The following is a 25,471-nucleotide window of genomic DNA, read 5'->3' on the forward strand; positions in this document are numbered from 1 at the left end:
GGGACTGCGATGCGGTGGCTTGAAACCCGTGTTCCACCACCGCTGGTGATGCTGCTGTGTGCCGCTGCCGGTTACCTGGCCAGCCGCCTGTGGCCGGGCACAGTGTTGTCATTGCCGATGCCGGCACTGCTGGCGGGCGGGGTGATGGCCATCGGCCTGGTGCTGAACCTGCTGCCGAAGCTGGCTTTCCAGCGTGCGCGTACCACGGTGAACCCGCTGCGTCCCTCGGCGTCGAGCGCGCTGGTCACGCACGGGGTGTATCGCTACACGCGCAATCCGATGTATCTGGGCCAGGCGACCGTCCTGGCCGGTGCGATGCTGTACCTGCAGAACCTTACCGCGCTGCTGGCCGTGCCGCTGTTCGTGCTGTACATCACCCGCTTGCAGATCGTGCCGGAAGAGCGGGCACTGTCGGCCCGCTTTCCCGAGGCCTATGCAGGCTTCCGCCAACGCGTGCGGCGCTGGCTGTAGACCTGTGCCGTTACGGAGTGATCTGGCACTTCACCGCCGCCGAATAACCTTCGTAGTCGTCGCCGGCGATCACGTGCAGGGTGTGGCGTTTGTCGATGGCTTTCACGTAGGAGGGGGCTTCGGTGTTGGCGTGCTCGTTGACCGTGGTTACCGACCATGACTTGGCCAGGCGCTGCGAATCGACACCGTTCAAGTACACGAAGATGCTTTTCTCACCCGCCGCCACGTTCACATCGGCACTGCTGATGGTGCCGCCGAACAGGGCAACCGGCGAGCTCTCAGGCTCGAACGTACCGCCCGGCTTCTTTGCCAGGCCGGCTGCCTGCAGCGCGTCGATCGCCTCGGCCGCGCTGAAGTTCGAACCGGCCTTGCAGGCGAGCAGGGCTTCCAGCGTGGCGGTACCGGGTGGCGCGATGGCCGCATGGGCGGCCGGACCTGCGACAAGGGCAGCCAGGGCAAGGGCGAATACGATGGGTGCGGTTTTCATTGCAGATCCTTCTGTTCGTCTCGGAGCAGGGTACGTTCCGATAGGGTCACAGAGTCTCGATCATGCGCCGCCATTCCGGCGTGACGAACGTACCGGATCGGATCACCGGCAAGCAGCGCAGCGGCCTCGGAAGGCCGCTGCGCCATGCCATCAGTTGCTGGCGGCCTTCACCGCTTCTGCGGCGTCGACAATGCCCGGTCCGCAACCGCCGGGGCAGTTCGCCGCCGCGATCGGGTGCGCGGTTCGACGCAGGATGTCCTTGACCTGGTCGGTGGTCTTGGGCACCGGCGCCACCGCCTGCATCAGCGCGACGATGCCAGCGACGTGGGGCGCCGCCATCGAGGTGCCGGACATGAAGTCGAAGGCGTTGTTACCCACGGTGGACAGGATGCCCTGCGCCGGATGCTGGCGGGTGGGTGCGCAGTTGGCCTGGCTCGGCGGCGTGGCCAGTGGCAGGAACTCGCCCACCGACGCACGGCACGACCAGGTCTCACCACCCGGTGCGGTGATGTGGATGCCTGCGCCATAGTTGGAGTAGAACGCACGACGACCGCCCTGATCGTTGGCAGCAACCGCGATCACACCCTTGCAGTTCGCCGGGGCGAACTCGGACACATCAAGATTGCTGTTGCCGGCGGCGACCACCACGATCGTACCCTGGGCCGTGATGTCGTCGATTGCATCCTGCTCGGCCGGCGAGCAGGCGCGGCGGCCGCCCAGGCTGAGATTGATGACTTCGGCCGGGTTGGCATTGGCAGGGACATTGGGCACGTTGATACCGGCACTCCAGAGCATGCCGTCGATGATGTCAGCGGAACCACCATTGCCCTGGTTTCCCAGTACGCGCACCGGTACGACTTTCGCGTTGTAGGCCACGCCGGCCACGCCGATCTGGTTGTTGGTCACCGCAGCGACCGTTCCGGCGACGTGGGTGCCGTGTGCAATGCCTGAGGCATCGAATGCATCGGCGTCGCGTCCGTCACCATCGTCGGAGCCACCACAGCCGGGATTCATTCCCCCGATGATGCACTGCCAATCACTGAACGGACGGGTCGACGAGATCATGTCGTAACCCGGCAGCAGGTTCGCCTGCAGGTCGTTGTTGTTGAGATAGCCCGAATCAACCACCGCAACCACCACACCCTGGCCGGTGGAGCGATCCCACGCGCCGGGCAGGCGAGCGCCACTGGTCGGGTTGCTGTAGTGCCATTGCTCCCCATAGCGCGGGTCGTTCGGCGTGGCGAATGCACTCATCATGTAGTTCGGCTGCACATACTCGACGTCCGGATCGTCGGCGATGCGCTGCATCAGGATCTCGGCCTCCGGACGGTCCAGTGGCTTGTCCGTGGTGACCACGTCGGCTCCACCGCCCATGCGGCGTTGATGGGTCACGGAGGCAGCCGAAGTCGGTGCGCTGCCGATCGAACGCTTGCTGCGCTGCTGGACGCCGAGGCGCTTCTTCAGCGCGTCCTGGGCGGTGTCGGCGGAGACGCGCTTGCTGCTGCCGTCCCGGTACTTGACGATGAAACTGCTGTACTGCTCGTTGCTGGCCATGCCTCGCGTCCATACCCGTTCGGTGGGTTGGGCGAAGGCGGGGGCGCTGGCCAGGACCAGGGTGATGGCACTGGCAAGGGAAACCCGAAGCGACGTACGCATGGATACAGTTCCTTTGTGGAAGATGTGTCGAACAGGCCGTGCCCCTCGGGCTCGGCTTCGGTGTGCAGGGTGCAGGTGACCCGTGGTCTCCTCTTGATGGCGACCAAGGACGAACGGCTTCGCGGGCACATCCCCCCCAAGGAGAGGGTGGGAAATTTCTGAAGTGGTTTAGTGATGTCGAAAGCGAGAGAAGATGTGCAATGCCGACATTGCTTGACGGCATCGGGTCGCGACTGCGCCTGGGTGGTGAATTTCGCAGCGAGGCGAGGCGGGCAATAAAAAAGCCCGGAAACCCACGTTGGTGGAATTTCCGGGCTTCTCCGGTTCGTGACGAACCGTTCGTTGGTGGAGGTGGGCGGAATTGAACCGCCGTCCGAAGGCACTCCATCCCCAGCACTACATGCTTAGCTCACCGTTGAATCTCATCCCCGAGCAGCACGGTGTGCAAAGCGCACCCGGGAACCAGCCTGTTGTGTTCTAGTGCCGGACTGACAGGCAGCCGCCCAGCGCGATTCCATGATAATGACTCTACGCTGCGAGCATGGACACAAGCAGTTTCGAGGCTCCGCCTAAGTCGGCAGAAGGTCACGCACCGCAGTTTTTAGGCTGCGAGAGCGACCGGAGCGTAGTTGTCGTCGTTGGCAACTAGAGTTTTGCAGCTGGATTTACGAGGAAAGCTACCCCCTCGGCATGCGCCAGGCGACTTCACAACCCCCGTCGAAACCAATGCACCCCCGGTTTCTTCAAGTCTTGCAAGGCTTTCAGGTTCCAAGTTGATCAGATGTCGCCCAGGAACCTGCCTAACAGGACAGATGGTACGGCAATCTTCCTGAACAGTCACGCGTGGGGATTGCCTCGTGCCCCTGCCGCTTGGCACGTTGCCATCCCCGGGGAGGCGTGCTCGAATTTCCCGACGTCCTTCCACGAGCCTCCCATGGTCGTATCCGTCAGCTCCGGCAAGATGCGACTGGGATGGGCGGGTGCGCTTGCCGCGGCCGTTCTGGCAATGCAGGCACGGCCCGTCGTAGCGGCCGAATCCCCGCAGGCGACGGTGGAGGTGGCTTACAGTCCATCGCTGGACCTGTTCAACCTGCTCGACAACCTGCCCGATTGGCTGCCGGGATACACCGCTTCGGTCTACAAGAAGGAATGGCAGCGGCGCTTCGGCCTGGACGAGCGGGACCGCGCGTTGTTGGCTGCCTATGCCGCGTTCCGCCAGCGCACGTCACCACTGGCGCGTGATCACGAGGTAATGGCCGCGGCGGCCGAGCGGGTGTTCGCAGGTGCAGATACCCGCGACGGCGATCCGTTCGCCAGCCATTTCCTGGCGGCAGAATCGTTCGATGCAGCCGTCAGGGCCGCGATTATCGGCCAGGACCGCCGTGACCAGAGGCTGCTGTGGCGGTACTACGCGCACTTCGCCCCGCATGCCCGCCTGCTGCTGGCAGGGCAGGCGCCATTCAACGCGAAGAAGCGCGAACTCGCAAGGCAGCTGGCAGCCCGCCCGGTCGGCGGGCTTGCGGCGCAGATGCAGGCGTTCTTCAGAGTGGATGCTCCAGCCACCTTCCAGGTGCGTTTCCTCTGGTGGCCGGATGCGATGCAGACCCAGGCCAAGCTGCGGGGCGGTTACATCTTTCTGTTCTCGACGTTCGATGCCGAGGAAGACTGGGCACCGATCGTGATGCACGAGTACAGCCACTTTCTTTCCGCTGGGCAGCAGCCAGCACAACGAAGGGCGTTGGCCGAAGCCTTCGTGACGTTGTGCCCGGCCGCGCTGACGCTGCGCAACCCATTGAATGCGCTGGAGGAACCGCTGGCGATCTACTGGGGCCAATACCGGTTCGAGCAGGGGGTGCGCGGTGGCACGCTGCCGCCGGAGTCGTCCTGGTACATCCAGCCCCATGCAGACCGTGCAGCGAAGGCGCTCGCGGCAGCGTTCCCGGCAACAGGTCCTGCGCCACGCCTGGAGGCCGGCTCGCTGTTGGATGCAGCGGCATCTGCCTGTGCTGACGACAAGGTGAAATAGCGTTGGGCGCTGCGCCGGGTGCACGCAGGGTTGATAGGATCAGGATCCTGGATATGCAGCCTATGGACGGAGCCGATGTCGCTTGAAATCGCTGTAACGGATGAACCCAGCGACGAGGCGCTGGACCTGATTGGCAGTGGCCTGGACCAGTTCAATCTGGAGGCGGCGGGGTATGCCGATCGACGCGCGCTGGCGGTACTGGTTACCGATCCAGCCAGCGGCAAGGTGGTAGGGGGCCTTACGGGGCGAACGTCGCTGGGCCTGTGGTTTGTCGATCTGTTCCATCTGCCACCGGAATACCGAGGCAGCGGGCTGGGCTCGCGTGTGTTGAAGGCTGCGGAAGACGAGGCGCGGCGGCGGGGTTGCCGCTCAGGTGTGCTGTACACCATCAGCTTCCAGGCGCCGAACTTCTATGTGAAGCATGGCTGGACCGTATTCGGTGAAGTGCCGTGCGATCCGCCCGGTACGTGCAGGGTGTTCCTCAGCAAGGATCTGTCAGCGGGGTGAGCGCGGCCGCCACCCGCGCGCCTTGTCAATCCGCAACTTGTTGTAGAGCGCATGTCATAGCGGATTGCTAACTTCGTGGGCACGAATTTGCGACACACTGGCAACGATCATCCAAGCCAGGACGGACACGGAGACGGTGGGTGACCGATGCAAGCCAACAACGCAGCCTGCGACAACTGGTCGGGCCGGTCGGTGCCGACTACCAGCGGCGCGCGTTGCCGCCGGGCTGGGTGTGGGCGGTGCTGGCGGTGCTGCTGGCGGCCACCTGGCTGACTGAGTTGCCGGCTACGGCCGCTGCCGCGTTGGTGGCCAGCGCGGTGGTGGTGCATTGGTCGCAGCGGGGCCGGTTCCATTGGCTGGGCTGGCGCCTGCCGGCGCTGGCGGTGCTGGCTGCCCTGCTGTGGGGGCCGGAGGTGCTGTCGCAGTGGTTTGAGCACGGGCTGGCCGTAGTCCTGATGTCGCTGGCCAGCCTCAGCATCGGTGTGCATGTCTGGCAGTCGCGCCAGATGGCCCGGCAGCTGCAGGGCGCGGCTGATTCGCTGGATGACGCCCAACTACTGGCGCTGTTGCCGGCTGATGCGGCTGAATTGGCCCGGAAGTGGCGGGCGGGCGATGACCGCTACGCGCCGGAACTGGCCGTTGTGATGCACCTGGCGGTGATGCACGCAGCGCTGGCGCCGCGGATGCGCAGGCAGGGCATGCTGGCGGGTTGACCGACCGGCGGCTTCTACAGCCGCTGCGGCCAGGAACCAGACAATGGTTTGCGCAGGTAGATCCGCTCATGACCGGGTGGGCAGTCGGGCAGTCGCCCATACACGGTGTAGCCCTGCCGCAGGTAGAAGGCTTCGGCCTGCCAGTCGAAGGTATCCAGCATCACGCTGCGGGCGCCATGGCGGTGCGCAACGGCTTCTGCTTCCGCCAGCAGCCGCTGGCCGATGCCTTGCCCGCGCAGTTCCGGGTCTACCCACAGCACATGTACCTGCAGCCAGCCGGCACAGACGTCGGCCAGCACACCACCGCGCAGCGCGCCGTGCTCGTCATGCCAGGCCAAGCGGACTGGAGTCTCATCGAATGAATCGCCGCCGTGGGCCTGGTTGAAGGCCAGCAGGCGCGCGCACAACGTGCGCATTTCATCGGCGCTGGCAGTCACCATGGCGCCGATGGGAGTGATCATGCGTCGCGGTTACCGCGACGCATCACGCGCTGCTTCTCGATCGCCCAGTCACGATCCTTGGCAGCATCGCGCTTGTCGTGGGTCTGCTTGCCCTTGGCCAGCGCCACTTCCAGCTTGATCTTGTTCTTGCTCCAGTACATCGCCGTTGGCACGATCGTGTAGCCATCACGCTCGACCTTGCCCACCAGCTTGTCGATCTCGCTCCGGTGCAGCAGCAGCTTGCGCTCGCGCCGGTCATTGGCCACCACATGGGTCGAGGCCTGGATCAACGGGGTGATCTGCGCGCCGATCAGGAAGATCTCACCATCCTTGACGTAGGCGTAGGCGTCGACGATGTTGCCGCGGCCAGCACGGATCGACTTCACTTCCCAGCCCTGCAGGGCCAGGCCGGCCTCGAAGCGATCTTCGATGTGGTACTCGTGACGGGCACGCTTGTTCAACGCGATGGTTTTGTTGGCCGTCGCGCTCTTTGCTTTATCCTTGCCGCTGTTCTTGCTCATTTCCGTATTGTCTCCGATTCGGGCCCGCCCGGTCGATTGCCGAAACGTCCTGTATTCATGCCAACTATCCGCCGCAGCGCCCTGGTCGAACATTCGGCCGCACGCATGTTCGACCTGGTCAACGATGTCCAGGCTTATCCGCGCCGCTTCCGCTGGTGCTCGGCTGCCCAGATCCTGGAGCAGGGCGAGGACCGCCTTGTCGCGCGCCTGGACCTGGGCCTGGGCTCGTTCAGTACCTGGTTCCAGACCGAAAACACCCTGCAGCGCCCGCACAGCATCGACATGCAGCTGCGTGACGGTCCGTTCAAGCAACTGCACGGCCGCTGGGAATTCCATGTGCTGGCCGAGGATGCCTGCAAGGTGACCCTGACCCTGGAGTTCGAGCCCAGCTCGCGGCTGCTTGGCCCGGCATTGGCGATCGGCTTCCAGGGGCTGGCCGACCGCATGGTCAACGACTTCGTCCGCGTCGCCGACGAGGCCTGAACGATGATCGAGGTCGAGGTGGTGCTGGCCTGGCCGCAACAGGTGCTCTCGCGCCGGCTGCAGCTGGAAGAGGGCGCCACCGTGGCTGAAGCCATTGTCGCTGCCGCGTTGGAAGGCAGTGCTGGATGCCCGGCCGTGGCCGTGGCCGTGCACGGCGTACTGGCGCGCCCGCAGCAGGTACTGCTGGATGGCGACCGCATCGAGCTGCTACGCCCGCTGCTGGCCGACCCCAAGGACAACCGCCGGCGTCGCGCGCTCGGCGGTTGATTCCCGCAACCCGTCCGAGTGGACGGGCAGGGGGCCTCAGCGGCCCTTCTTTTTCTTGTCCTTCGGCAGGTTGCGGCCGAACTGGCGGACGGTCTGCTGGGCCAGGGCCTTGTCGTTGCCCGGGAAGTACTCGCCTTCCCAGCGGGTCACGTTGTCGTTCTCGAAGAACACGGTGAAGTTCTTCACCTCGGTACGGCCGAGGCGGTTCACGCGCTGGCTGGCGGTGTAGTCCCAGCGCTGCGCATGGAACGGGTCGGGAATGGACGGGGTGCCCAGCAGCGCGGTGACCTGCTGCTTGCTTTGCCCGACCTGCAGCTTGGCCACGGCATCTTCCCGGATCAGGTTGCCCTGATAGATGGGTTGCTTGTAGATGATGCCGCACCCGGTGGTGGACAGGGCGACGGCGGCGACCAACAGGAGATTGCGCATCGGGACTGGCGGTTGGGGAAATCAAACCGATGATACACTCCCGGCGTGCCACCGCGACCCAATCCGAGGCAGCTGGCGCTAAATCGCCAATGAACGGAGACCTATGGAAACCCACGACCTGCGTAAAGTCGGCCTGAAGGTGACCCATCCGCGGATGCGGATCCTGGCGCTGCTCGAGCAGCGCAACGCCCAGCACCACATGACCGCCGAAGATATCTACCGCCAGCTCCTCGAGCACGGCGACGAGATCGGCCTTGCCACGGTGTACCGGGTGCTGACCCAGTTCGAGGCCGCCGGCCTCGTGCTCAAGCACAATTTCGAAGGCGGCCAGGCCGTCTACGAGCTGGACCGTGGTGGCCACCATGACCATATGGTCGACGTGGACAGCGGCAAGATCATCGAGTTCGAAAGCCACGAGATCGAGGAGCTGCAGCGCAAGATCGCAGCCGACCACGGCTACGAGCTGGAAGAGCACTCGCTGGTGCTGTACGTGCGCAAGAAGCGCAAGTAAGCCGTTCCGGCCAGCTGGATGCGACAAGACCCCGGGCCTGCCCGGGGTTTTTCGTTGATGGGGTCAGCGCCCTTTCCCTGCGGGAAGGGGATCCGACCCCGGCCTGCCCAGCACGGCGTCCAGATCCACCGCCTCGGCCATCGCCTGGTTGCCCGCATCGCCCGGGTGCAGGTGGTCGCCGGAGTCATAGGCGGCAGCCATCCGTGACGGATCCGCCGGGTCGCGCAGGGCGGCATCCAGATCGATCACCGCATCGAACGGGCTCCCGGTACGCAGCCAGGCATTGAGCTGCTGGCGCAGCGCTTCTTTTTCCGGCTGGTAGTAGTCGTCCAGCGGCGTGCCGGGCAGGGCGCCGGCGAACGGCGTCAGGGTGGCAACCAGAATGCGCAGGCCCCGGCCACGGGCCTGGTCGGCCAAGGCGCGATAGCCAGCCTGCAGTTCGGCCAGCGTTGGCCGCACCTGGTTCCGGGCGAAGGCGGTGCCGGGCCAGCTGATGTCGTTGATGCCGATCAGCACGATCACGCTGGCCACGCCCGCTTGGTCCAGCGCGTCACGCTGGAAGCGACTGAGGGCGGCGTCCCCCATCCCGTCGCGCAGCAACCGGCCACCGGAGATGCCGGCGTTGACCACGGCCACGCCTTGCGGTGCCAGGCGCGCCGCCAGATGGTCGGTCCAGCGCTGGTCCTGGTCGAGGGTGGCGGTAGCGCCGTCGGTGATTGAATCGCCGATCACCACCACGCTGCGCGCGCTGGCCGCCGCCTCGACCTCGATGCCGGTCAGGAACAACCGGGCAGTGCTGGGGCTGGCCCGCTGCAGGTCGAGGGTTCGGCTCTGGTCGCCTTCGGCGATCCAGCTGGTCTGGCGGCCGTCCCAATGGAAGGTCTGCAACGGGATTGGTCCGGGCACGTAGACGCTGACCTGCAGGGCCTGGCGGTGTTTGGTGGCCAGTGGCAGAGGATCGCTCAGCCGTTCCTGGCCGGGGGCGATCAGCACGCCGGGCTGGCCGTCGAAACGGAGTGGCTGCGGCGTTGCGCCTGCCTGTGCCGCCACACTCGCCGCTCCGATCCGCAGCGGCTGGGTGCCGTAGGCATTGCTCAGTCGCACCCGCAGCCGAGGGCCGCCCAGGCTGATACGCGCGGTCTGGCGGAAGGTCTGGTCATGCAGCTCGGCCGGAATAAGGGTGGGAAACAGGAAATCCGCGCCCCACACCCACTGCGGGCTGGCCTGCCAGCTGGCGACCCAGTGCGGGGCAGGGGCGGCGCTGGCAGCGCCGGACAGGGTGATCAACGCGGCGGCGGTGAGCTGGCTGAAGCGGTTCATCGGGCAATCCCGGGAGGAGGGAGCGCCATGGTGATTCCGCAGTGATCTGTGAACTAGACTGCGCATGGATAATCATCTGTGAACTGTATTCATAGCCATGGCACGACCCGACATCAACCGATCCGGCGAACTGGAAGTGTTCGTGCGGGTGATCGAGACCGGTGGCTTTTCCGCCGCCGCCCGTACGCTGGACATGACGCCGTCGGCAGTCAGCAAGCTGGTGGCACGGCTGGAGCAGCGGCTGGGCACGCGCCTGCTGCAGCGTTCCACCCGCCAGCTGCAGCTGACCCCGGAGGGCTGCGCGTTCTATGAGCGTGGCCTGCGCGTGCTCGCCGACCTGGAGGAGGCCGAGCGTTGCGCCAGCGCGCATGCCGAGCCGCGCGGACGGCTGCGGGTCAATTCCAACGTGCCGTTCGGCCAGCATTTCCTGTTGCCGCTGCTGCCGGCGTTCCTCGAGCGCAACCCGCAGGTCGGGGTGGACCTGACCTTGAATGACGAGGTGATCGACCTGCTCGAGCAGCGCACCGACGTGGCCGTGCGCGCCGGCCCACTGAAGAGTTCCAGCCTGGTCGCGCGACGGCTGGGCGCAACGCGGATGATGATCGTGGCCGCACCGGCCTATGCGCAGCGGCACGGCCTGCCGCGCAACGCTGAAGAGCTGCTGTCGCACAACCGTCTGGACATCGGCCATGCGCGTGCGATGCAGGGCTGGCCATTGCTGCAGGAAGGGCGCGAGCGGATGCTGCTGCCCAGCGGCAATGCCCGCGCCAGCAACGGCAATGCACTGCGTCAGCTGGTGCTGGGGGGCTTGGGCATGGCGCGACTGGCGACCTATCAGGTGCAGGAGGACATCGCTGCCGGACGCCTGTTGCCGGTGCTGGAAGCGGCCAATCCCGGTGACCTCGAAGAGGTGCACGCAGTGTTCCTGGGGCAGGGCGGTTACCTGCCGCTACGCGTACGCGCGTTCCTCGATTTCCTGGTGGAAACGGTGGATCTGGCGCGGCCGTTGGGGTGAGCCTGGTAGTGCCGGCCGTTGGCCGGCAACCTTACGATCTTCGCCCAACCGCGTCGGGGTGCCGGCCAGCGGCCGGCACTACCGTGCGGAAGTCGAGCATGGCCCGACGCTACAAAAGCGGGCCTCAGACCTGCAGCAGCTTGCGTGCGGCGGCGCGCGCTTCCTTGCTCACTTCCACGCCGCCGAGCATGCGTGCCAGTTCTTCTTCGCGCGCCTTGCTGTCCAGCTTTTCCACTGCGCTCTGGGTCATGCCTTCCACCGGCGCCTTGCTGACCCGGTAGTGCGCATGGCCCTTCGAGGCGACCTGCGGCAGGTGGGTCACGCACAGAACCTGGCGCTTCTCGCCAAGCGCACGCAGCTTCTGCCCGACGATGTCAGCCACCGCGCCGCCGATGCCGGAGTCGACTTCGTCGAACACCATGGTCGGCACCGCATCCAGGTCCAGCGCGGCCACTTCGATGGCCAGCGAGATGCGCGACAGTTCACCGCCGGAGGCCACCTTGCGCAGCGCGCGCGGCGGTTGGCCGGCGTTGGCCGCGACCAGGAATTCCACGCGTTCGGCACCCTGCGGATCGGGCTTGCCGGCGTCCTGCGGCTCCAGCTCGATCAGGAACTGGCCGCCGCCCATGCCCAGCTCGGCAATAATGCCGGTGGTGGTGGCCGACAGTTCGGCAGCAGCGCTGCGGCGGCTGGCGGACAGTACGTCGGCCTGTACGCGCCAGGCGGCGGCGGCCTTGTCGATCTCGCCGGCCAGGCGCTGCAGGCGCTCGTCGGCGCCACGCAGCTGTTCCACTTCGGCATGCATGCGCTCGCGCTGCGCGCCGAGCTCGTCCATCGGCACGCGGTGCTTTCGGGCCAGGTCGTGCAGGCGGCCGAGGCGACGCTCGTTCTCCTCGAACTGCTCGGGGTCGGCGTCGAGGTCATCGTGCACCCGGTCCAGCAGCGACAGGGCTTCGTGGAGCTGGATCGAGGCGTTCTCGATCAGGCCGTCCACCTCGCCCAGGCGCGGGTCGTGCTCGATCAGCCTCGACAGCTCGTGGCGGACCTGTTGCAGCAGGTCCAGCGCGGAACTGCCGTCGTCGCCGTTGAGCTGGTTGCTGGCCGCCTGGCAGGCGCTCAACAGGGCGCTGGCATGGGCCTGGCGGCGGTGGCTGGCGCCGAGTGCGGTGATCGACTCCGGCTCCAGGTCCTCGCGGTCGAGCTCGCGCAGCTGGTGTTCGAGGAAGCCGATCCGGTCACTGACGTCGCCCTGTTGCGACAGGGCAAGCGATTCGTCGACCAGCGTCTGCCAGGCGGCGGCGGCACGGCGCACCTGGCGGCGCTCGTCCTCGTTGCGGGCATAGGCGTCGAGCAGGGCCAGCTGCGACGGACGCGTCAGCAGGGCCTGCTGCTCATGCTGGCCATGGATTTCGACCAGCAATCCGGCCAGGTCCGCCAGCTGTGCCAGCGTCACCGGGCGGCCGTTGATCCACGAACGTGAACCGCCATCGGCGCGGATCACCCGCCGCAGCTGGCACTGTTCCTCATCGTCCAGCTCGTTGTCGGCCAGCCACTGGCGTGCGGCCTGCAGCTGGTCCAGCGCGAATTCGGCGGAAAGCTCGGCGCGCGCGGCACCGTGGCGGACCACGCCACTGTCGGCGCGGAGGCCGGACAGGAAGCCCAGGGCGTCGACCATCAGCGACTTGCCGGCGCCGGTCTCGCCTGAAACGACCGTCATGCCGGGCCCGAACTCCAGTTCGGTGGCGCGGACAACGGCAAAATCCTTGATCGAAAGATGTCTGAGCATGGGTAAGGGGTATCAGCAGCCGCGCAACGCTAGCACGTGGGCGAGGGAGGTCCAATGACTTGCCAAGGTGATGCGCCGCCATTATCTAGTGTCCGTGTCTCACAGGTTGATTCCATGCACGGTTCTCCCGACCAGCTTGCCCCGCGTGCGCGCCATCTGCTGCGCACGCTGATCGCGCGTTACATCCAGGACGGCGAGCCGGTCGGCTCGCAGACGCTGGCGCGCGTGGCCGGCTTGGAGGTCAGCCCGGCCACCATCCGCAACATCCTTGGCGACCTCGAAGACCTGGGGCTGCTGGCGTCGCCGCATACCTCGGCCGGGCGCGTCCCGACCGCGCATGGCTACCGGGTGTTCGTCGACAGCCTGCTGCAGATGCAGCCGCCGGGTGAGGGCGAGCTGGCCCGCCTGCGTCAGGAGCTGGCGGGCGGCGGCAGCACCCAGGCCCTGCTCGGCAGCGCCTCGGAACTGCTGTCGGCGATGAGCCATTTCGTCGGCGTGGTCAGCGCGCCACGGCGCGAGCAGTTCGCCTTCCGCCAGATCGATTTCGTGGCGCTGGATGGACGCCGGGTGCTGGCGATCCTGGTGTTCGCCGACAACGAGGTGCAGAACCGCGTCATCGAGACCCGTCAGGACTTCGCGCCAGGCCAGCTGGAGCAGGTCGCCAACTACCTCAATGCCCATTTCGCCGGCCTGCCGATGGCCGAGATCCGTACCCGCCTGCTGCTGGAGCTGCGCGACGCCCGCTCGGAGCTGGAGCAGCTGCTGGCGCGCAGCATCGAGCTGGCCGAGCAGGCGCTGCAGCCGCCGGCCGACGACATGCTGGTGGCCGGCCAGACCCGGCTGATGGGAGTACAGGACCTGTCCGACCTGGAGCGACTGCGTGAGCTGTTCGAGCTGTTTTCCAGCAAACGCGAGATCCTGCAGCTGCTGGAGCGCACCATCCAGGCCCCGGGCGTGCGCATCTTCATCGGTGAGGAGACAGGGATGATGCCGCTGCAGGGCGTCTCGCTGGTCACCGCCCCGTACACCGCCAATGGCCAGGTGCTGGGCGTGCTGGGCGTGATCGGGCCCAAGCGGATGGCCTACGACCGCATGATCCCGCTGGTCCAGGCCACCGCCGATGTGCTCGGCGCGGCCTTTTCACCGGCCGGGCGTACTCCCGGAACATCCGACGCTTGAAACGCAGCATCCCGCCCACACTAGGGTGGGTGGAGGCGGAGATTGACCGCCAGGGACCCAGACATGAACCACGAACATCCAGATATCGAATCCCAGCAGAGTGCCGCCGATGCGGCCGCCGCCGCCGGCGTGAACGACGAAGTGGAGCGCCTGCGCGCCGAGCTTGAGCAGGTCAAGGCCGATGTACTGCGCGAACGCGCCGACCTCGAGAACCAGCGCAAGCGCGTTGCCCGCGACATCGAGCAGGCCCGCAAGTTCGCCAACGAGAAGCTGCTGGGCGAGCTGCTGCCGGTGTTCGACAGCCTGGATGCCGGCCTGAAGGCCGCCGGCGATGATGCCCATCCGCTGCGTGAAGGCCTGGAGCTGACCTACCGGCAGCTGCTGAAGGTCGCCGGCGACAACGGCCTGGTCCTGCTGGACCCGACCGGCCAGCCGTTCAATCCGGAGCATCACCAGGCCATCAGCCAGGTGCCGACTCCGGGTGCCGCCCCGGGCAGCGTGGTGACCGTGTTCCAGAAGGGCTACCTGCTCAACGAGCGCCTGCTGCGGCCGGCGCTGGTGGTGGTGGCGGCCGACTGACCCCCGCGGGGCCGGGAGGCGGGCACGGCCCGCGCCCGACCCGACGCTGAACGCGCCGGACAACCGGAAACACAGCGTTCGGAGGATGGCTTGAATGTTCCACGGGCCTCCCCCACTTCGTATTCATCCACCGGCCGAACGGCCGGACTGACCTAAACAGCATTCTTCAGGAGTCTCCCCCATGGGCAAGATCATTGGTATCGACCTCGGCACCACCAACTCGTGCGTGGCGATCATGGACGGCGGCAAGGCCCGCGTCATCGAGAATTCGGAAGGCGATCGCACCACTCCGTCGATCGTCGCCTACACCAAGGACGGCGAAGTCCTGGTGGGTGCCTCGGCCAAGCGCCAGGCCGTCACCAACCCCAAGAACACCTTCTACGCGGTAAAGCGCCTGATCGGCCGCAAGTTCACCGACGCCGAAGTGCAGAAGGACATCGCGCACGTCCCGTACAGCATCCTGGCCCATGACAATGGCGATGCCTGGGTGGCCACCAGCGATGCCAAGAAGATGGCACCGCAGGAAATCTCGGCCAAGGTGCTGGAGAAGATGAAGAAGACCGCCGAGGACTTCCTCGGTGAGAAGGTCACCGAAGCGGTCATCACCGTGCCGGCCTACTTCAACGACAGCCAGCGCCAGGCAACCAAGGACGCTGGCCGCATCGCCGGCCTGGACGTCAAGCGCATCATCAACGAGCCGACCGCGGCCGCGCTGGCCTATGGCCTGGACAAGGGCGACAACAAGGATCGCAAGATCGTGGTGTACGACCTGGGCGGCGGCACCTTCGACGTTTCGGTGATCGAGATCGCCAACGTCGATGGTGAAAAGCAGTTCGAAGTGTTGGCCACCAACGGTGACACCTTCCTGGGCGGCGAAGATTTCGACAACCGCGTCATCGAGTACCTGGTTGAAGAGTTCAACAAGGACCAGGGCATCGACCTGCGCAAGGATCCGCTGGCCCTGCAGCGCCTGAAGGATGCTGCCGAGCGCGCCAAGATCGAGCTGTCCAGCGCCCAGCAGACCGAAGTGAACCTGCCGTACGTCACCGCTGACGCGTCGGGTCCGAAGCACCTGAACATCAAGTTGACCCGCGCCAAGCTGGAGTCGCTGGTGGAAGAGCTGATCAGGAAGTCGATCGAGCCGTGCCGCGTCGCCCTGAACGATGCCGGCCTGCGTTCGAGCGACATCAGCGAAGTGATCCTGGTCGGCGGCCAGACCCGCATGCCGAAGGTGCAGCAGGCGGTGACCGAGTTCTTCGGCAAGGAACCGCGCAAGGACGTCAACCCGGACGAAGCCGTGGCACTGGGTGCTGCGATCCAGGGCGGCGTGCTGGGCGGCGACGTCAAGGACGTGCTGCTGCTGGACGTGACCCCGCTGTCGCTGGGTATCGAAACCATGGGCGGTGTGTTCACCAAGATCATCGAAAAGAACACCACCATCCCGACCAAGGCCTCGCAGGTGTTCTCCACCGCCGAGGACAACCAGTCGGCGGTGACCGTGCACGTGCTGCAGGGTGAGCGCGAACAGGCCCGCTTCAACAAGTCGCTGGCCAAGTTCGACCTGTCCGGCATCGAGCCGGCCCCGCGTGGCCTGCCGCAGGTGGAAGTGTCCTTCGACATCGACGCCAACGGCATCCTGCACGTGTCGGCCAAGGACAAGAAGACCAACAAGGAACAGAAGGTCGAGATCAAGGCCGGTTCGGGCCTGTCCGAGGAAGAGATCGCGCGCATGGTCGCCGATGCGGAAGCCAACCGCGAAGAAGACAAGAAGTTCCAGGAACTGGTGCAGGCCCGCAACCAGGCCGACGCCCTGATCCACGGCACCCGCAGCGCCATCACCGAGCACGGCAGCAAGGTTGGCGGCGATGTCATCGGCAAGGTGGAAGCGGCCCTGGCTGACCTGGAAACCGCGATGAAGGGTGACGACAAGGCGCAGATCGAAGCCAAGTCGAAGGTGCTGGAGGAAGCTGGCCAGTCGCTGTTCGCCGCTGCTTCGGCCGAGCAGGGCGGTGCCGCCCCGGGCGCCGACGCCGGCAATGCGGGCAAGGCGCAGGATGACGTGGTGGATGCCGAGTTCACCGAAGTCAAGGACGACAAGAAGTCCTGATCCGGACCGACGCGGGACGCTGCCTGCCAGCGTCCCGTTGTCGTACCAGGGTCCTGACCGCCCTCTGGCGTGTCGGGGCGCCCGACGCAAGAGCGGACCTGGTTCCGCTCTTCCGCTTTGACGAATCCCGACTTTCCGGAATGCGATCCACGATATGAGCAAGCGCGATTACTACGAAGTGCTGGGCGTTGCCCGCACTGCCAACGACGAAGAGCTGAAGAAGGCCTACCGCCGTTGTGCGATGAAGTTCCACCCGGACCGCAACCCGGGTGATGCGGCGGCCGAAGCATCCTTCAAGGAGTGCAAGGAAGCCTACGAAGTGCTGTCCGACGGCAACAAGCGCCGCATGTACGACAGCCACGGCCACGCCGCGTTCGAGCACGGCATGGGCGGTGGCGGCGGTCCGGGCGGCCCGGACATGAACGATATTTTCGGCGACATCTTCGGCAACATCTTTGGTGGTGCAGGCGGCGGTGGCCCGCGCCAGGCCCGCCGTGGTGCCGATATCGGTTACGTGATGGAGCTGGACCTGGAAGAAGCGGTGCGTGGCGTCGAGCGCCGCATCGAAATTCCAACCCTGGCCGAATGTGGCGACTGCGATGGCAGCGGCTCCGAAGACGGCAAGGTCGAGACCTGCAACGTCTGCCATGGTCGCGGCCAGGTGCGCATCCAGCGCGGCATCTTCGCCATGCAGCAGGCCTGCCACAACTGCGGCGGCCGCGGCCAGATCATCGCCAAGCCCTGCAAGACCTGCCACGGCAACGGCCGTGTCGAGGAAGACAAGGTGCTGTCGGTGAAGGTGCCGGCGGGCGTGGATACCGGCGACCGCATCCGTTTGTCGGGCGAAGGCGAGGCCGGCCCGGCCGGTACGCCGCCAGGCGATCTGTACGTGGAAGTGCGGGTACGCGAGCACGCGATCTTCCAGCGCGATGGCGACGACCTGCACTGCGAAGTGCCGATCCGCATCTCGCAGGCTGCGCTGGGCGACACCGTGCGTGTGGCAACCCTTGGCGGTGAAGCGGAAATCCGCATCCCGGCCGAGACCCAGACCGGCAAGCTGTTCCGCCTGCGCGGCAAGGGCGTGCGTTCGGTGCGCAGCCGCAGCGAAGGCGACCTGTACTGCCGTGTGGTGGTGGAGACCCCGGTCAACCTCACCAACGATCAGCGCAAGCTGCTGGAGCAGTTTGAAGCGACCTTCAACGGTGAGGATGCGCGCAAGCACTCGCCGAAGTCGGCGACCTTCATCGATGGCGTGAAGGGCTTCTGGGACCGGATGACGTCCTGAGTCTTCAACGGAAACGTTGAACGGTAGCGCCGGGCCGTGCCCGGCGTTTTCGTTTGTGGTGCCGCACTGCCGCCGCCGGGCATGGCCCGGCGCTACCGGAAAAACGCCGCCGGCGTCTGCCCGAGCTGGCGCTTGAACATGCTGGTGAATGCACTCGGGCTGTCATAGCCCATCGCCAGTGCGACATCGATGACCTTTTCGCCGAGCGCCAGCCGTTCCATTGCTGCCAGCAGCCGTGCCTGCTGCCGCCACTGGCCAAAGGTCATGCCCAATTCGCTGGCGAAATGACGCTGGATGGTTTTCACGTCCACCGCCAGTGCCTGCGCCCAGTCCTGCAACGTTGCGTCATCCGCAGGATGCTTCTGGATGTGCAGGCAGATCTTCAGCAGGCGGGGATCGGACGGTTCCGGCAGGTGCAGCGGCAGCGCATCCATCCGCCGCAGTTCGTCCAGCAGCAGGCGCACCACACGGCCATCGCGGCTGTCGTCCTCGTGCGTGCCCTCGATCAGGCTGGCAGCCAACAGCAGTTCGCGCAGCAGGGGGGCCACCTGTATCGCGAAAGCTTCGGCAGGCAGGTGTGGCGCGAACTCCGGCTCCACATACAGGCTGCGCATGTGTACCTCGGCAATGCAGTCGACCGCATGGGCAATGCCGGCAGGCACCCAGATCGCACGGGTGGAAGGCACTACCCAGCGGCCGACTTCCGAGCGCACCACCATCAACCCGGACTGCGCATAGACCAACTGGTGGCGACGGTGCTTGTGCGGCGAGATATGCGTGCCGGCCTGGTAATGGCGGGCACGGCAGGTCACCGGTCGTTGTATCGGCACCTCCCGCCAGGGAGCGGTTTCGCGGACCGGGCAGGGGATGTCCTTTTTGCGATAGGCCATGACCAGAACGCGGCAGAAGGGAGGGCGGTGCAACCGTAGCATGCGTGGCTCGCCCCCAACCTGACTGTGTCCATGTCGACCCTGGCTTCCCCCAAAACGACCTCACGCCCGGTGGCTCCCGGCGTGTTGGCCGCCATTTCTACCTCGCATGTCGTCAACGACATGATGCAGTCGCTGATCCTGGCCATCTATCCGGTGATCAAGGGTGGCTTCAATCTCAGCTTCACCCAGATCGGCCTGATCACGCTGACCTACCAGCTCACCGCATCGATCTTCCAGCCGCTGATCGGCATCGCCACCGATCGCCGTCCGGCGCCGTATTCGCTGCCGATCGGCATGGCCTCGACCCTGTGCGGCATGCTGCTGCTCGGCTTCGCGCCGAACTACACGATGGTGCTGCTGGCGGCGGCGATGGTCGGCATTGGTTCGGCCATCTTCCACCCGGAAGCCTCGCGCATCGCGCGGCTGGCCTCGGGCGGTCGCCATGGTTTCGCGCAGTCGGTGTTCCAGGTCGGCGGCAACTTCGGTACCGCGCTGGGCCCGTTGATTGCCGCCGCGGTGATCGTGCCGTATGGCCAGCATGCCGCATCGTGGTTTGCCGGCGCCGCCCTGATCGGCATTGCATTGCTGACCTATGTCGGTCGCTGGTACGCGCTGCACCTGGGTACACCGCGTCCGGCCAGCACCGCGTCGATGGCCCCGCGCCATCCGCCGCGCACCGTGGCCAGGGTGCTGGTGATCCTGCTCGTGCTGATCTTCAGCAAGTACTTCTACATGGCCAGCATCGGCAGTTACTTCACCTTCTACCTGATCCACCACTTCGGCATTCCGGTGGCGCAGGCGCAGCTGCACCTGTTCGCCTTCCTGGTGGCCTCCGCCGCCGGCGGATTCCTCGGTGGCCCACTGGGTGACCGCATCGGCCGCAAGCCGATCATCTGGACCTCGATCCTCGGCGTGGCGCCGTTCGCGTTGATGCTGCCGCATGCCGACCTGCTGTGGACCACGGTGCTGGCGGTGCTGATCGGCTTTGTGCTGTCCTCGGCGTTCTCGGCCATCGTGGTGTATGCGCAGGAGATGATGCCGCACCGTATCGGCATGGTGTCGGGGCTGTTCTTCGGCTTCGCGTTCGGCATGGGCGGGCTGGGGGCGGCCGTGCTGGGCCTGCTGGCGGACAAGACCAGCATTGAGTATGTCTACCAGCTGACTGCGTTCCTGCCGCTGCTCGGCATTGTCGCGGCGTGGCTGCCACCTTCGCGGCCTGTTGTTCACTGAGGGGTTTTAGTTTGCAGGGCTTGCAGCCCTGCACCCGCAGAGGCAACGTCAACAGCAGAAGCGGGCTATCCGTGGGTTGGCGTGGTGGGTCCGGTTGAGGGGGACGCTGCAAGTACGTCCATGTAAGCTCGGTCGCCGCATCCATGCGGCTCACGCCCCCTCAACCGGACCCACCCCGCCTTCGACAGTTTTCCGCGATCTGTCGGAACTTCGTCCGGCGCCTGTAGGTGTCGACCTTGGTCGACACAGATGAATTCGTTCGATATCTGACAGATGTGTCGACCAAGGTCGACACCTACCAACAGCCGAGCGTACCAACCGTCTTAGTTGCCAGCCGCCGCGGGAATCTGTCGGGGTGGGGCGGTGTGGGATGGCAGGACCGTTGGCGCCATGGATGGCGCCATCGAGCCCCCATGGATGGGTTTACGGCGTGTCCTGCCATCCCACACCGCCCCGCCAAATACGCAGACAGACCAGAGCCGGTTGTTGCCTTTGACGTTGATCTGGCCTGTAAGCAGGTGCAGGGCTGCAAGCCCTGCCGAAAACCCCCTTGGGCGTAGAATGCGGGCATGAGCGAATCCCTTGATAACCACCTGGTCCACGGCCGCCGCCAGCGGCCGGACGGGCCCTCGCCGATCGATGTCATCTCGGTCCAGTCGCAACTTGTCTACGGCCACGCCGGCAACAGCGCCGCGCTGCCGCCGATGCGTGCACTGGGCGTGCGCGTGGCGGAGATCCCGACCGTGCTGCTCAGCAATGCGCCGTTCTACGACACCACCCGCGGCCGCGTGCTGCCCGCCGACTGGTTCGCCGATCTGCTGCTCGGCACCCGCGAACGCGGCCTGCCGCAGCGGGCGAAGATGCTGGTATCCGGCTACTTCGGCAGCACGGCCAATGGCGCCGCGTTCGCCGATTGGCTGGATGAAATCCTGCCGGCCTGCCCGCAACTGCGCTACTGCCTGGACCCGGTGATCGGCGATACCCATACCGGGCCCTACGTGGAACCGGGCCTGGAGGCGATCTTCGCCGAACGCTTGCTGCCGCATGCCTGGCTGGTGACGCCCAATGCCTTCGAACTGAATCGCCTGACCGGCATGCCTGCGCTGGCCGAGGTTGACGCCATCGCTGCCGCGCGCACGTTGCTGGACCGCGGTCCGCACTGGGTGATCGCGCACAGCGTGGGTGGCAACCCGGGTGAGTTGGTGACTTTGGCGGTCGGCCGCGAGGAAACCTGGCGCTGGACCTCGCCGCTGCTGCCGGTGGACGTGGCCGGTACCGGCGACGTGCTGATGTCGCTGGTGGTGTCGTTCCTGCTGCGCGGTGAGTCAATGCAGCAGGCGATCTCGCGCGCCATCGCCGGTACTCATGCGGCATTGGAAGCGACCCTGGACAACGGCTTCGAGGAATTCGACGTGATCGCCGCGGCGCCTGCCGCGCTGGCCGAAGGCATGCGCTTCCGCGCCGAACGCGTGGCATGAGCGGCCTGCAGGAACGCACGCCGCGTACGGTCGGCATCATCGGTAGCGCCGGCGCCTATGGGCGCTGGTTGACCCGCTTCTTCCAGCAGCACATGCAGTTGCAGGTGATCGGCCACGACCCGGCCGATGCAACCTCGCATACGCCGGAGCAGCTGTTGGCGCAGGCCGATGTGCTGGTGTTCTCGGCACCGATCCGGCACACGCCGGCGCTGATCGCCGAATACGTGCGGCAATCGGCCGGTCGCGAGCGGGACCGCCTGTGGCTGGATGTGACTTCGGTAAAGGAGGCACCGGTACAGGCGATGCTGGCCTCGCAGGCCGAAGTGGTCGGGCTGCACCCGATGACTGCTCCGCCCAAGGCGCCGACGCTGAAGGGCCGGGTGATGGTGGTCTGCGAAGCACGGCTGCAGCACTGGCAGCCGTGGGTCGACGCGTTGTGCGCGGCGCTGCAGGCCGAGTGCGTGCGCGCCACGCCGCAGCATCACGACCAGATGATGGCGCTGGTGCAGGCGATGGTGCATGCCACCCATCTGGCCCAGGCCGGCGTGCTGCGCCAGTACCAGCCGCAGTTGGGTGATCTTGCTGCGATGATGCCGTACCGCTCCGCGTCGTTCGAGCTGGATACGGCGATCATCTCGCGCATCCTCTCGCTGAACCCGGCGATCTACGAGGACATCCAGTTCGGCAATCCCTACGTGGCGCCGATGCTGGAGCGCCTGGTGGGCCAGTTGCAGGCCCTGCAGGTACAGGTCGGGCAGGGCGACGACACTGCGCGTGCTGCGTTCCGCGAGCAGTCGCTGTCGGCCAACCACAATGCCTTCGGTGAGCAGGCGCTGGCCGCTGGCAACTACACCTTTGAACGGGTGGGGTACCTGCTGGCCGACCTGACCGAGCGCAACGCGTTGTCGGTACACCTGCCGGAAGATCGTCCAGGTTCGTTGCGTGAGCTGCTGAACGTGTTCGAGCAGCATCGCATCAGCCTGGCCTCGATCCATTCCTCGCGCACTCCAAGCGGCGAAGTGCACTTCCGTATCGGTTTCGTGGCGGGAAGTGATCCGGCCGCCATCGCACTGGCGGCGGCCGAGGTGGACGCCAGCGGCATCGGACGGCTGCTGGGCTGAGCATATTCATCCACAGGCGGTGTGGATGGTTTCTGAGCAAAGGTGTGGATAACCGCCTGCAGCCCTTGCCAGGAAAGGCTGTCAAGATGGTTGGTCAAAAATTCACCACGCTTTCTATGGCGTCGGGCCATGCCCAACTACCCTTGGCAAGAAGCGTGTCGACCAAGGTCGACACCTACCAGGGCGTGGCGATACGACCAAGGTCGACACGTACCAGGGCGTGGCGATACGACCAAGGTCGACACGTACCAGGGCGGGGCGATACGAGATCCGCTAGCGCCGGGCCATGCCCGGCGAACCTCAGATCGTCAGCCGCACTTCACCGCCACTGGTGGTGAACTCGCGGCCATTGCGGACCAGCTGGCGTCCATCATCCAGCTCGTAGCGCGGCGTGGACTCGGAGTTGTGCCCGCTGCCATTGGCCTCGGGCTTGAACTCGATGATGATGTGGCTGTCGCCATTGCTGTCGACGGCGGGGAACTGTCGGAACGACATCGTGCACCTCCTTCAGCAGGTGTTGCTGACGCGTGGCCAGCTTGGCGCGCCGGGTGTTAGCCGGCTGTCATCAATCGATGAACTGCAGCCTTGCCAGTTCAGCATACAGACCGCCTTCGGCCAGCAACTGCGCGTGCGTACCCTCGGCCACGATGCGGCCCTGGTCCATCACCACGATGCGGTCTGCCTTGAGCACGGTGGCCAGGCGGTGGGCGATGACCAGCGTGGTACGGCCGGCCATCAATCGCTCCAGCGCCTGCTGCACGCCATGCTCGCTCTGCGCATCCAGCGCGCTGGTCGCTTCATCCAGCAGCAGGATCGGTGCGTCCTTCAGCAGCGCACGGGCGATCGCCACACGCTGCTGCTGGCCGCCGGACAGGCGCGCGCCACGCTCACCCAGTTCGCTGTCATAGCCCTGCGGCAACGCACGCAGGAAGCCATCGGCCTCGGCTGCGCGCGCAGCATCTTCGACCTCGGCGTCGCCGGCCTGCAGGCGGCCGTAGCGGATGTTGTCGCGTGCGCTGGCCGCGAACAGGGTGGGCTGCTGCGGCACCAGCGCAAGCTGGTCGCGCAGTTCGGCCGGATCGACCTCGCGTACATCGATGCCGTCCACGCAGATGTGGCCAGCAGCCGGATCGTGGAAGCGCAGCAGCATCGACAGCACCGTACTCTTGCCGGCGCCGGATGGCCCCACCAGCGCCACGGTCTCGCCCGGGCGCACATGCAGGTTGAAGTGATCCAGCGCGGCCTGGTCAGGGCGCTGAGGGTAGTGGAACACCACGTCGTTGAACTGGATCTCGCCGCGCAATGGCTGTGGCAATGCGTGCGGCTGTGCCGGTGCGCGGATCTCGATGTCTTCCTGCAGCAGTTCGCCGATGCGGCCCATGCCGCCGGCCGCGCGCTGCAGCTCGTTCCATACTTCGGCCAGCGCGCCCACCGAGCCACCACCGATCAGTGCATACAGCACGAACTGGCCCAGCGTACCGGCGCTGAGGCGGCCGTCGATGACGTCGTGCGCGCCCAGCCACAACACGCCGACGATGGCGCCGAACACCAGCAGGATGGCGCTGGCGGTGACCAGCGACTGTGCGCCGATGCGGCGGCGCGCGGCACCGATGGCATCAACGAGTGCCTTGTCGAAGCGTCCGCGTTCGTACGGTTCGCGTGCATGTGCCTGCACCGTGCGCACCGCTCCCAGAGTTTCGCTGGCCAGGCTGTTGGCATCGGCGATGCGGTCCTGGCTGTTGCGTGCGACCGTGCGCAGCTTGCGCGCCCCGATGATGATCGGCAGCACCGCCAACGGGATACCCAGCAGCGACCACGCGGCCAGCCGCGGGCTGGTGACGAACAGCATCGCCAGGCTGCCGATCACGGTGACCGTGCTGCGCAGGGCCACCGACATGGTCGAGCCGACCACGCTGCGCAGCAGTTCGGTGTCTGCCGTCAGGCGCGATACCAGTTCACCGCTGCGGCTGCGGTCGTGGAAGCCCGCGCCCAGGTGGATCAGGTGGGCGTACAGCTGGCTGCGCAGGTCGGCTACCACCTTTTCGCCAAGCAGCGATACGAAGTAGAAGCGCGCCGCCGTGCCCAGTGCCATGACTACCGCCACCAGCATCAGCAGGGCGAACGCGCGGTTGATCTGGCCGCCACTGGTGAAGCCATGGTCAATCATCTGCTTCACTGCCGGTGGCAGGCTCAGCGTTGCCGCCGATGACACCGCCAAGGCCAGCAGCCAGGCCGTGAACAGGCCACTGTGGCGGCGCACGAACGGCCACAGCGTGCGCAGGCTGCCGAGGCGGCGCAGCGGCGGGGTCGAAGCGGGGGCGTCGTCCTTGTCAGTCATCCTGGTCGTCGTCTTGTATGCGGATACGGTCACGGGTGGCGTCGCGCAGGCGGATTTTCAATGCGTCGACCTGATCGGCAGGCAATTCGACCCGCAGGCACACGCCGTCGGCATCGAACTGTTCATCGCGCTTCTCTGCGGCGAAGACGGGCAGGGTGGCGTGCAAGGTGCCCAGATCCTCGAACCCGGCCAGCAGCCGCAGCCGGGACATGGCCACCAGCGGCAGCCTCGGCGCGGTACGCAGGCATTCGGCCGCGGCCCCGCCATAGGCACGCACCAGACCTCCGGCGCCCAGCTTGATGCCGCCGAACCAGCGCGTCACCACCACCATCACCCGGTCGAAGCCCTGGCCATCAATGGCGGCCAGGATCGGCCGGCCGGCGGTGCCGGCCGGCTCGCCATCATCGCTGGATCGATAGTCCTGGCCGTGCCGGTAGGCCCAGCAGTTGTGCGTGGCGTCAGTCACCGCAACCTGCTGCAGGAAGGCCATCGCCGCCACCGCACCGTCGATTGGCGCGGCGTGGGCGATGAAACGGCTGTGCTTGACTTCCAGCGTGTGGTTGACCGGCTGGGCGAGGGTATCGGGCATC

The 25,471-nt window shown here is 66.2% G+C and carries 26 protein-coding genes and 1 other RNA gene; 15 read left to right on the forward strand and 12 right to left on the reverse strand.

The window, feature by feature from the left end; all coding sequences use genetic code 11:
* The first annotated feature begins 9 nt into the window (after nucleotides 1-9).
* On the forward strand, nucleotides 10-471 hold the full coding sequence (locus AC13GA_RS16870; RefSeq protein ID WP_046983374.1) for a methyltransferase: 462 nt from the start codon (nucleotides 10-12) through the stop codon (nucleotides 469-471).
* Between the two features lie 10 nt (nucleotides 472-481).
* Here the strand turns inward: AC13GA_RS16870 and AC13GA_RS16875 are convergent, their stop codons facing one another.
* The 3 genes from AC13GA_RS16875 to ssrA all read right to left on the reverse strand — a co-directional run bounded on the left by AC13GA_RS16875 (nucleotide 482) and on the right by ssrA (nucleotide 3,350).
* Nucleotides 482-958 (reverse strand): hypothetical protein, encoded by a 477-nt coding sequence (locus tag AC13GA_RS16875; protein ID WP_482998579.1) that lies wholly within the window; start codon nucleotides 956-958, stop codon nucleotides 482-484.
* Between the two features lie 150 nt (nucleotides 959-1,108).
* Nucleotides 1,109-2,614: a S8 family serine peptidase gene (locus AC13GA_RS16880; protein WP_248298466.1), complete on the reverse strand. Its 1,506-nt coding sequence runs from the start codon at nucleotides 2,612-2,614 to the stop codon at nucleotides 1,109-1,111.
* A 343-nt stretch (nucleotides 2,615-2,957) separates the two neighbouring features.
* Nucleotides 2,958-3,350, reverse strand: a transfer-messenger RNA (tmRNA) gene (ssrA, locus tag AC13GA_RS16885).
* Nucleotides 3,351-3,395: 45 nt separating this feature from the next.
* On the opposite strand from ssrA, the gene AC13GA_RS16890 reads away from it, so the two are divergent.
* The 3 genes from AC13GA_RS16890 (at nucleotide 3,396) to AC13GA_RS16900 (ending at nucleotide 5,860) form a co-directional block, all read left to right on the forward strand.
* The gene (locus AC13GA_RS16890) at nucleotides 3,396-4,640 is read left to right on the forward strand and encodes a hypothetical protein (RefSeq protein ID WP_482998580.1); all 1,245 of its coding nucleotides are present in this window, start codon (nucleotides 3,396-3,398) and stop codon (nucleotides 4,638-4,640) included.
* Nucleotides 4,641-4,715: 75 nt separating this feature from the next.
* On the forward strand, nucleotides 4,716-5,147 hold the full coding sequence (locus AC13GA_RS16895; protein ID WP_482998581.1) for a GNAT family N-acetyltransferase: 432 nt from the start codon (nucleotides 4,716-4,718) through the stop codon (nucleotides 5,145-5,147).
* Nucleotides 5,148-5,287: 140 nt separating this feature from the next.
* Nucleotides 5,288-5,860 (forward strand): hypothetical protein, encoded by a 573-nt coding sequence (locus AC13GA_RS16900; RefSeq protein ID WP_430766783.1) that lies wholly within the window; start codon nucleotides 5,288-5,290, stop codon nucleotides 5,858-5,860.
* Between the two features lie 14 nt (nucleotides 5,861-5,874).
* On the opposite strand, the gene AC13GA_RS16905 is transcribed toward AC13GA_RS16900, so the two are convergent.
* Together AC13GA_RS16905 and smpB are read right to left on the reverse strand one after the other, a co-directional pair.
* Nucleotides 5,875-6,321, reverse strand: a complete 447-nt coding sequence (locus AC13GA_RS16905; RefSeq protein WP_430766784.1) for a GNAT family N-acetyltransferase — start codon at nucleotides 6,319-6,321, stop codon at nucleotides 5,875-5,877.
* Nucleotides 6,318-6,821, reverse strand: a complete 504-nt coding sequence (smpB, locus tag AC13GA_RS16910) for an SsrA-binding protein SmpB (protein WP_040007975.1) — start codon at nucleotides 6,819-6,821, stop codon at nucleotides 6,318-6,320. Before smpB ends, AC13GA_RS16905 begins: the two co-directional genes overlap by 4 nt.
* A 57-nt stretch (nucleotides 6,822-6,878) precedes the next feature.
* On the opposite strand from smpB, the gene AC13GA_RS16915 reads away from it, so the two are divergent.
* Together AC13GA_RS16915 and AC13GA_RS16920 are read left to right on the forward strand one after the other, a co-directional pair.
* Nucleotides 6,879-7,304, forward strand: a complete 426-nt coding sequence (locus tag AC13GA_RS16915; protein WP_012510750.1) for a type II toxin-antitoxin system RatA family toxin — start codon at nucleotides 6,879-6,881, stop codon at nucleotides 7,302-7,304.
* Nucleotides 7,305-7,307: 3 nt separating this feature from the next.
* Nucleotides 7,308-7,571 carry an RnfH family protein gene (locus AC13GA_RS16920; protein WP_482998582.1) on the forward strand — a complete coding sequence of 88 codons (264 nt, stop codon included), beginning with the start codon at nucleotides 7,308-7,310 and terminating at the stop codon, nucleotides 7,569-7,571.
* A gap of 36 nt (nucleotides 7,572-7,607) precedes the next feature.
* On the opposite strand, the gene AC13GA_RS16925 is transcribed toward AC13GA_RS16920, so the two are convergent.
* Nucleotides 7,608-8,000: an outer membrane protein assembly factor BamE gene (locus AC13GA_RS16925; protein ID WP_012510752.1), complete on the reverse strand. Its 393-nt coding sequence runs from the start codon at nucleotides 7,998-8,000 to the stop codon at nucleotides 7,608-7,610.
* A gap of 103 nt (nucleotides 8,001-8,103) precedes the next feature.
* Between AC13GA_RS16925 and fur the strand changes: the two genes are divergently transcribed.
* Nucleotides 8,104-8,511, forward strand: a complete 408-nt coding sequence (fur, locus tag AC13GA_RS16930; RefSeq protein ID WP_005409235.1) for a ferric iron uptake transcriptional regulator — start codon at nucleotides 8,104-8,106, stop codon at nucleotides 8,509-8,511.
* A 63-nt stretch (nucleotides 8,512-8,574) separates the two neighbouring features.
* On the opposite strand, the gene AC13GA_RS16935 is transcribed toward fur, so the two are convergent.
* On the reverse strand, nucleotides 8,575-9,831 hold the full coding sequence (locus tag AC13GA_RS16935; protein ID WP_482998583.1) for an SGNH/GDSL hydrolase family protein: 1,257 nt from the start codon (nucleotides 9,829-9,831) through the stop codon (nucleotides 8,575-8,577).
* 97 nt (nucleotides 9,832-9,928) lie between these two features.
* Here AC13GA_RS16935 and AC13GA_RS16940 point away from each other — a divergent pair, with 97 nt between their 5' ends.
* Nucleotides 9,929-10,846 (forward strand): LysR family transcriptional regulator, encoded by a 918-nt coding sequence (locus AC13GA_RS16940; protein WP_046983367.1) that lies wholly within the window; start codon nucleotides 9,929-9,931, stop codon nucleotides 10,844-10,846.
* Between the two features lie 124 nt (nucleotides 10,847-10,970).
* Here AC13GA_RS16940 and recN read toward each other — a convergent pair whose 3' ends face one another.
* The gene (recN, locus tag AC13GA_RS16945; RefSeq protein WP_482998584.1) at nucleotides 10,971-12,632 is read right to left on the reverse strand and encodes a DNA repair protein RecN; all 1,662 of its coding nucleotides are present in this window, start codon (nucleotides 12,630-12,632) and stop codon (nucleotides 10,971-10,973) included.
* Between the two features lie 114 nt (nucleotides 12,633-12,746).
* On the opposite strand from recN, the gene hrcA reads away from it, so the two are divergent.
* From hrcA to dnaJ, 4 genes are all read left to right on the forward strand, one after another.
* Complete coding sequence (gene hrcA, locus AC13GA_RS16950) at nucleotides 12,747-13,811, forward strand: heat-inducible transcriptional repressor HrcA (protein WP_478475234.1); 1,065 nt, start codon at nucleotides 12,747-12,749, stop codon at nucleotides 13,809-13,811.
* Nucleotides 13,812-13,874: 63 nt separating this feature from the next.
* A complete protein-coding gene (gene grpE / locus AC13GA_RS16955) occupies nucleotides 13,875-14,390 on the forward strand; it encodes a nucleotide exchange factor GrpE (RefSeq protein ID WP_046983364.1) in 516 nt (171 codons plus the stop codon).
* Between the two features lie 181 nt (nucleotides 14,391-14,571).
* Nucleotides 14,572-16,497, forward strand: coding sequence for a molecular chaperone DnaK (gene dnaK / locus AC13GA_RS16960; RefSeq protein WP_012510757.1), 1,926 nt, complete (start codon nucleotides 14,572-14,574; stop codon nucleotides 16,495-16,497).
* Between the two features lie 154 nt (nucleotides 16,498-16,651).
* On the forward strand, nucleotides 16,652-17,782 hold the full coding sequence (gene dnaJ / locus AC13GA_RS16965) for a molecular chaperone DnaJ (RefSeq protein WP_004153270.1): 1,131 nt from the start codon (nucleotides 16,652-16,654) through the stop codon (nucleotides 17,780-17,782).
* 92 nt (nucleotides 17,783-17,874) lie between these two features.
* Here the strand turns inward: dnaJ and AC13GA_RS16970 are convergent, their stop codons facing one another.
* A complete protein-coding gene (locus AC13GA_RS16970; protein ID WP_482998585.1) occupies nucleotides 17,875-18,672 on the reverse strand; it encodes an AraC family transcriptional regulator in 798 nt (265 codons plus the stop codon).
* 72 nt (nucleotides 18,673-18,744) lie between these two features.
* Here AC13GA_RS16970 and AC13GA_RS16975 point away from each other — a divergent pair, with 72 nt between their 5' ends.
* From AC13GA_RS16975 to AC13GA_RS16985, 3 genes are all read left to right on the forward strand, one after another.
* Nucleotides 18,745-19,944: an MFS transporter gene (locus tag AC13GA_RS16975; protein ID WP_482998586.1), complete on the forward strand. Its 1,200-nt coding sequence runs from the start codon at nucleotides 18,745-18,747 to the stop codon at nucleotides 19,942-19,944.
* Between the two features lie 569 nt (nucleotides 19,945-20,513).
* Nucleotides 20,514-21,422 carry a pyridoxal kinase gene (gene pdxY / locus AC13GA_RS16980; protein ID WP_337301938.1) on the forward strand — a complete coding sequence of 303 codons (909 nt, stop codon included), beginning with the start codon at nucleotides 20,514-20,516 and terminating at the stop codon, nucleotides 21,420-21,422.
* A complete protein-coding gene (locus AC13GA_RS16985) occupies nucleotides 21,419-22,543 on the forward strand; it encodes a prephenate dehydrogenase (RefSeq protein ID WP_482998587.1) in 1,125 nt (374 codons plus the stop codon). The genes pdxY and AC13GA_RS16985 overlap by 4 nt, the downstream gene beginning before the upstream one ends.
* A gap of 300 nt (nucleotides 22,544-22,843) precedes the next feature.
* Here the strand turns inward: AC13GA_RS16985 and AC13GA_RS16990 are convergent, their stop codons facing one another.
* The 3 genes from AC13GA_RS16990 to AC13GA_RS17000 form a co-directional block, all read right to left on the reverse strand.
* Nucleotides 22,844-23,038: a hypothetical protein gene (locus AC13GA_RS16990; RefSeq protein WP_046983651.1), complete on the reverse strand. Its 195-nt coding sequence runs from the start codon at nucleotides 23,036-23,038 to the stop codon at nucleotides 22,844-22,846.
* 70 nt (nucleotides 23,039-23,108) lie between these two features.
* The gene (locus tag AC13GA_RS16995) at nucleotides 23,109-24,881 is read right to left on the reverse strand and encodes an ABC transporter transmembrane domain-containing protein (RefSeq protein WP_482998588.1); all 1,773 of its coding nucleotides are present in this window, start codon (nucleotides 24,879-24,881) and stop codon (nucleotides 23,109-23,111) included.
* The gene (locus AC13GA_RS17000) at nucleotides 24,874-25,470 is read right to left on the reverse strand and encodes an IMPACT family protein (RefSeq protein WP_046983661.1); all 597 of its coding nucleotides are present in this window, start codon (nucleotides 25,468-25,470) and stop codon (nucleotides 24,874-24,876) included. The genes AC13GA_RS16995 and AC13GA_RS17000 overlap by 8 nt, the downstream gene beginning before the upstream one ends.
* Nucleotide 25,471 lies beyond the last annotated feature (1 nt).

Source organism: Stenotrophomonas sp. 22DLJC03 (assembly GCF_056861405.1).

Excerpts from the sequence above, each read along its gene's own strand:
- AC13GA_RS16870 (WP_046983374.1), top strand. The coding sequence starts at position 10 with ATGCGGTGGCTTGAAACCCGTGTTCCACCACCGCTGGTGATGCTGCTG.
- AC13GA_RS16875 (WP_482998579.1), bottom strand. The coding sequence starts at position 958 with ATGAAAACCGCACCCATCGTATTCGCCCTTGCCCTGGCTGCCCTTGTC.
- AC13GA_RS16880 (WP_248298466.1), bottom strand. The coding sequence starts at position 2,614 with ATGCGTACGTCGCTTCGGGTTTCCCTTGCCAGTGCCATCACCCTGGTC.
- AC13GA_RS16890 (WP_482998580.1), top strand. The coding sequence starts at position 3,396 with ATGTCGCCCAGGAACCTGCCTAACAGGACAGATGGTACGGCAATCTTC.
- AC13GA_RS16895 (WP_482998581.1), top strand. The coding sequence starts at position 4,716 with ATGTCGCTTGAAATCGCTGTAACGGATGAACCCAGCGACGAGGCGCTG.
- AC13GA_RS16905 (WP_430766784.1), bottom strand. The coding sequence starts at position 6,321 with ATGATCACTCCCATCGGCGCCATGGTGACTGCCAGCGCCGATGAAATG.
- smpB (WP_040007975.1), bottom strand. The coding sequence starts at position 6,821 with ATGAGCAAGAACAGCGGCAAGGATAAAGCAAAGAGCGCGACGGCCAAC.
- AC13GA_RS16915 (WP_012510750.1), top strand. The coding sequence starts at position 6,879 with ATGCCAACTATCCGCCGCAGCGCCCTGGTCGAACATTCGGCCGCACGC.
- AC13GA_RS16920 (WP_482998582.1), top strand. The coding sequence starts at position 7,308 with ATGATCGAGGTCGAGGTGGTGCTGGCCTGGCCGCAACAGGTGCTCTCG.
- AC13GA_RS16925 (WP_012510752.1), bottom strand. The coding sequence starts at position 8,000 with ATGCGCAATCTCCTGTTGGTCGCCGCCGTCGCCCTGTCCACCACCGGG.
- fur (WP_005409235.1), top strand. The coding sequence starts at position 8,104 with ATGGAAACCCACGACCTGCGTAAAGTCGGCCTGAAGGTGACCCATCCG.
- AC13GA_RS16935 (WP_482998583.1), bottom strand. The coding sequence starts at position 9,831 with ATGAACCGCTTCAGCCAGCTCACCGCCGCCGCGTTGATCACCCTGTCC.
- AC13GA_RS16940 (WP_046983367.1), top strand. The coding sequence starts at position 9,929 with ATGGCACGACCCGACATCAACCGATCCGGCGAACTGGAAGTGTTCGTG.
- recN (WP_482998584.1), bottom strand. The coding sequence starts at position 12,632 with ATGCTCAGACATCTTTCGATCAAGGATTTTGCCGTTGTCCGCGCCACC.
- hrcA (WP_478475234.1), top strand. The coding sequence starts at position 12,747 with ATGCACGGTTCTCCCGACCAGCTTGCCCCGCGTGCGCGCCATCTGCTG.
- grpE (WP_046983364.1), top strand. The coding sequence starts at position 13,875 with ATGAACCACGAACATCCAGATATCGAATCCCAGCAGAGTGCCGCCGAT.
- dnaK (WP_012510757.1), top strand. The coding sequence starts at position 14,572 with ATGGGCAAGATCATTGGTATCGACCTCGGCACCACCAACTCGTGCGTG.
- dnaJ (WP_004153270.1), top strand. The coding sequence starts at position 16,652 with ATGAGCAAGCGCGATTACTACGAAGTGCTGGGCGTTGCCCGCACTGCC.
- AC13GA_RS16970 (WP_482998585.1), bottom strand. The coding sequence starts at position 18,672 with ATGGCCTATCGCAAAAAGGACATCCCCTGCCCGGTCCGCGAAACCGCT.
- AC13GA_RS16975 (WP_482998586.1), top strand. The coding sequence starts at position 18,745 with ATGTCGACCCTGGCTTCCCCCAAAACGACCTCACGCCCGGTGGCTCCC.
- pdxY (WP_337301938.1), top strand. The coding sequence starts at position 20,514 with ATGAGCGAATCCCTTGATAACCACCTGGTCCACGGCCGCCGCCAGCGG.
- AC13GA_RS16985 (WP_482998587.1), top strand. The coding sequence starts at position 21,419 with ATGAGCGGCCTGCAGGAACGCACGCCGCGTACGGTCGGCATCATCGGT.
- AC13GA_RS16990 (WP_046983651.1), bottom strand. The coding sequence starts at position 23,038 with ATGTCGTTCCGACAGTTCCCCGCCGTCGACAGCAATGGCGACAGCCAC.
- AC13GA_RS16995 (WP_482998588.1), bottom strand. The coding sequence starts at position 24,881 with ATGACTGACAAGGACGACGCCCCCGCTTCGACCCCGCCGCTGCGCCGC.
- AC13GA_RS17000 (WP_046983661.1), bottom strand. The coding sequence starts at position 25,470 with ATGCCCGATACCCTCGCCCAGCCGGTCAACCACACGCTGGAAGTCAAG.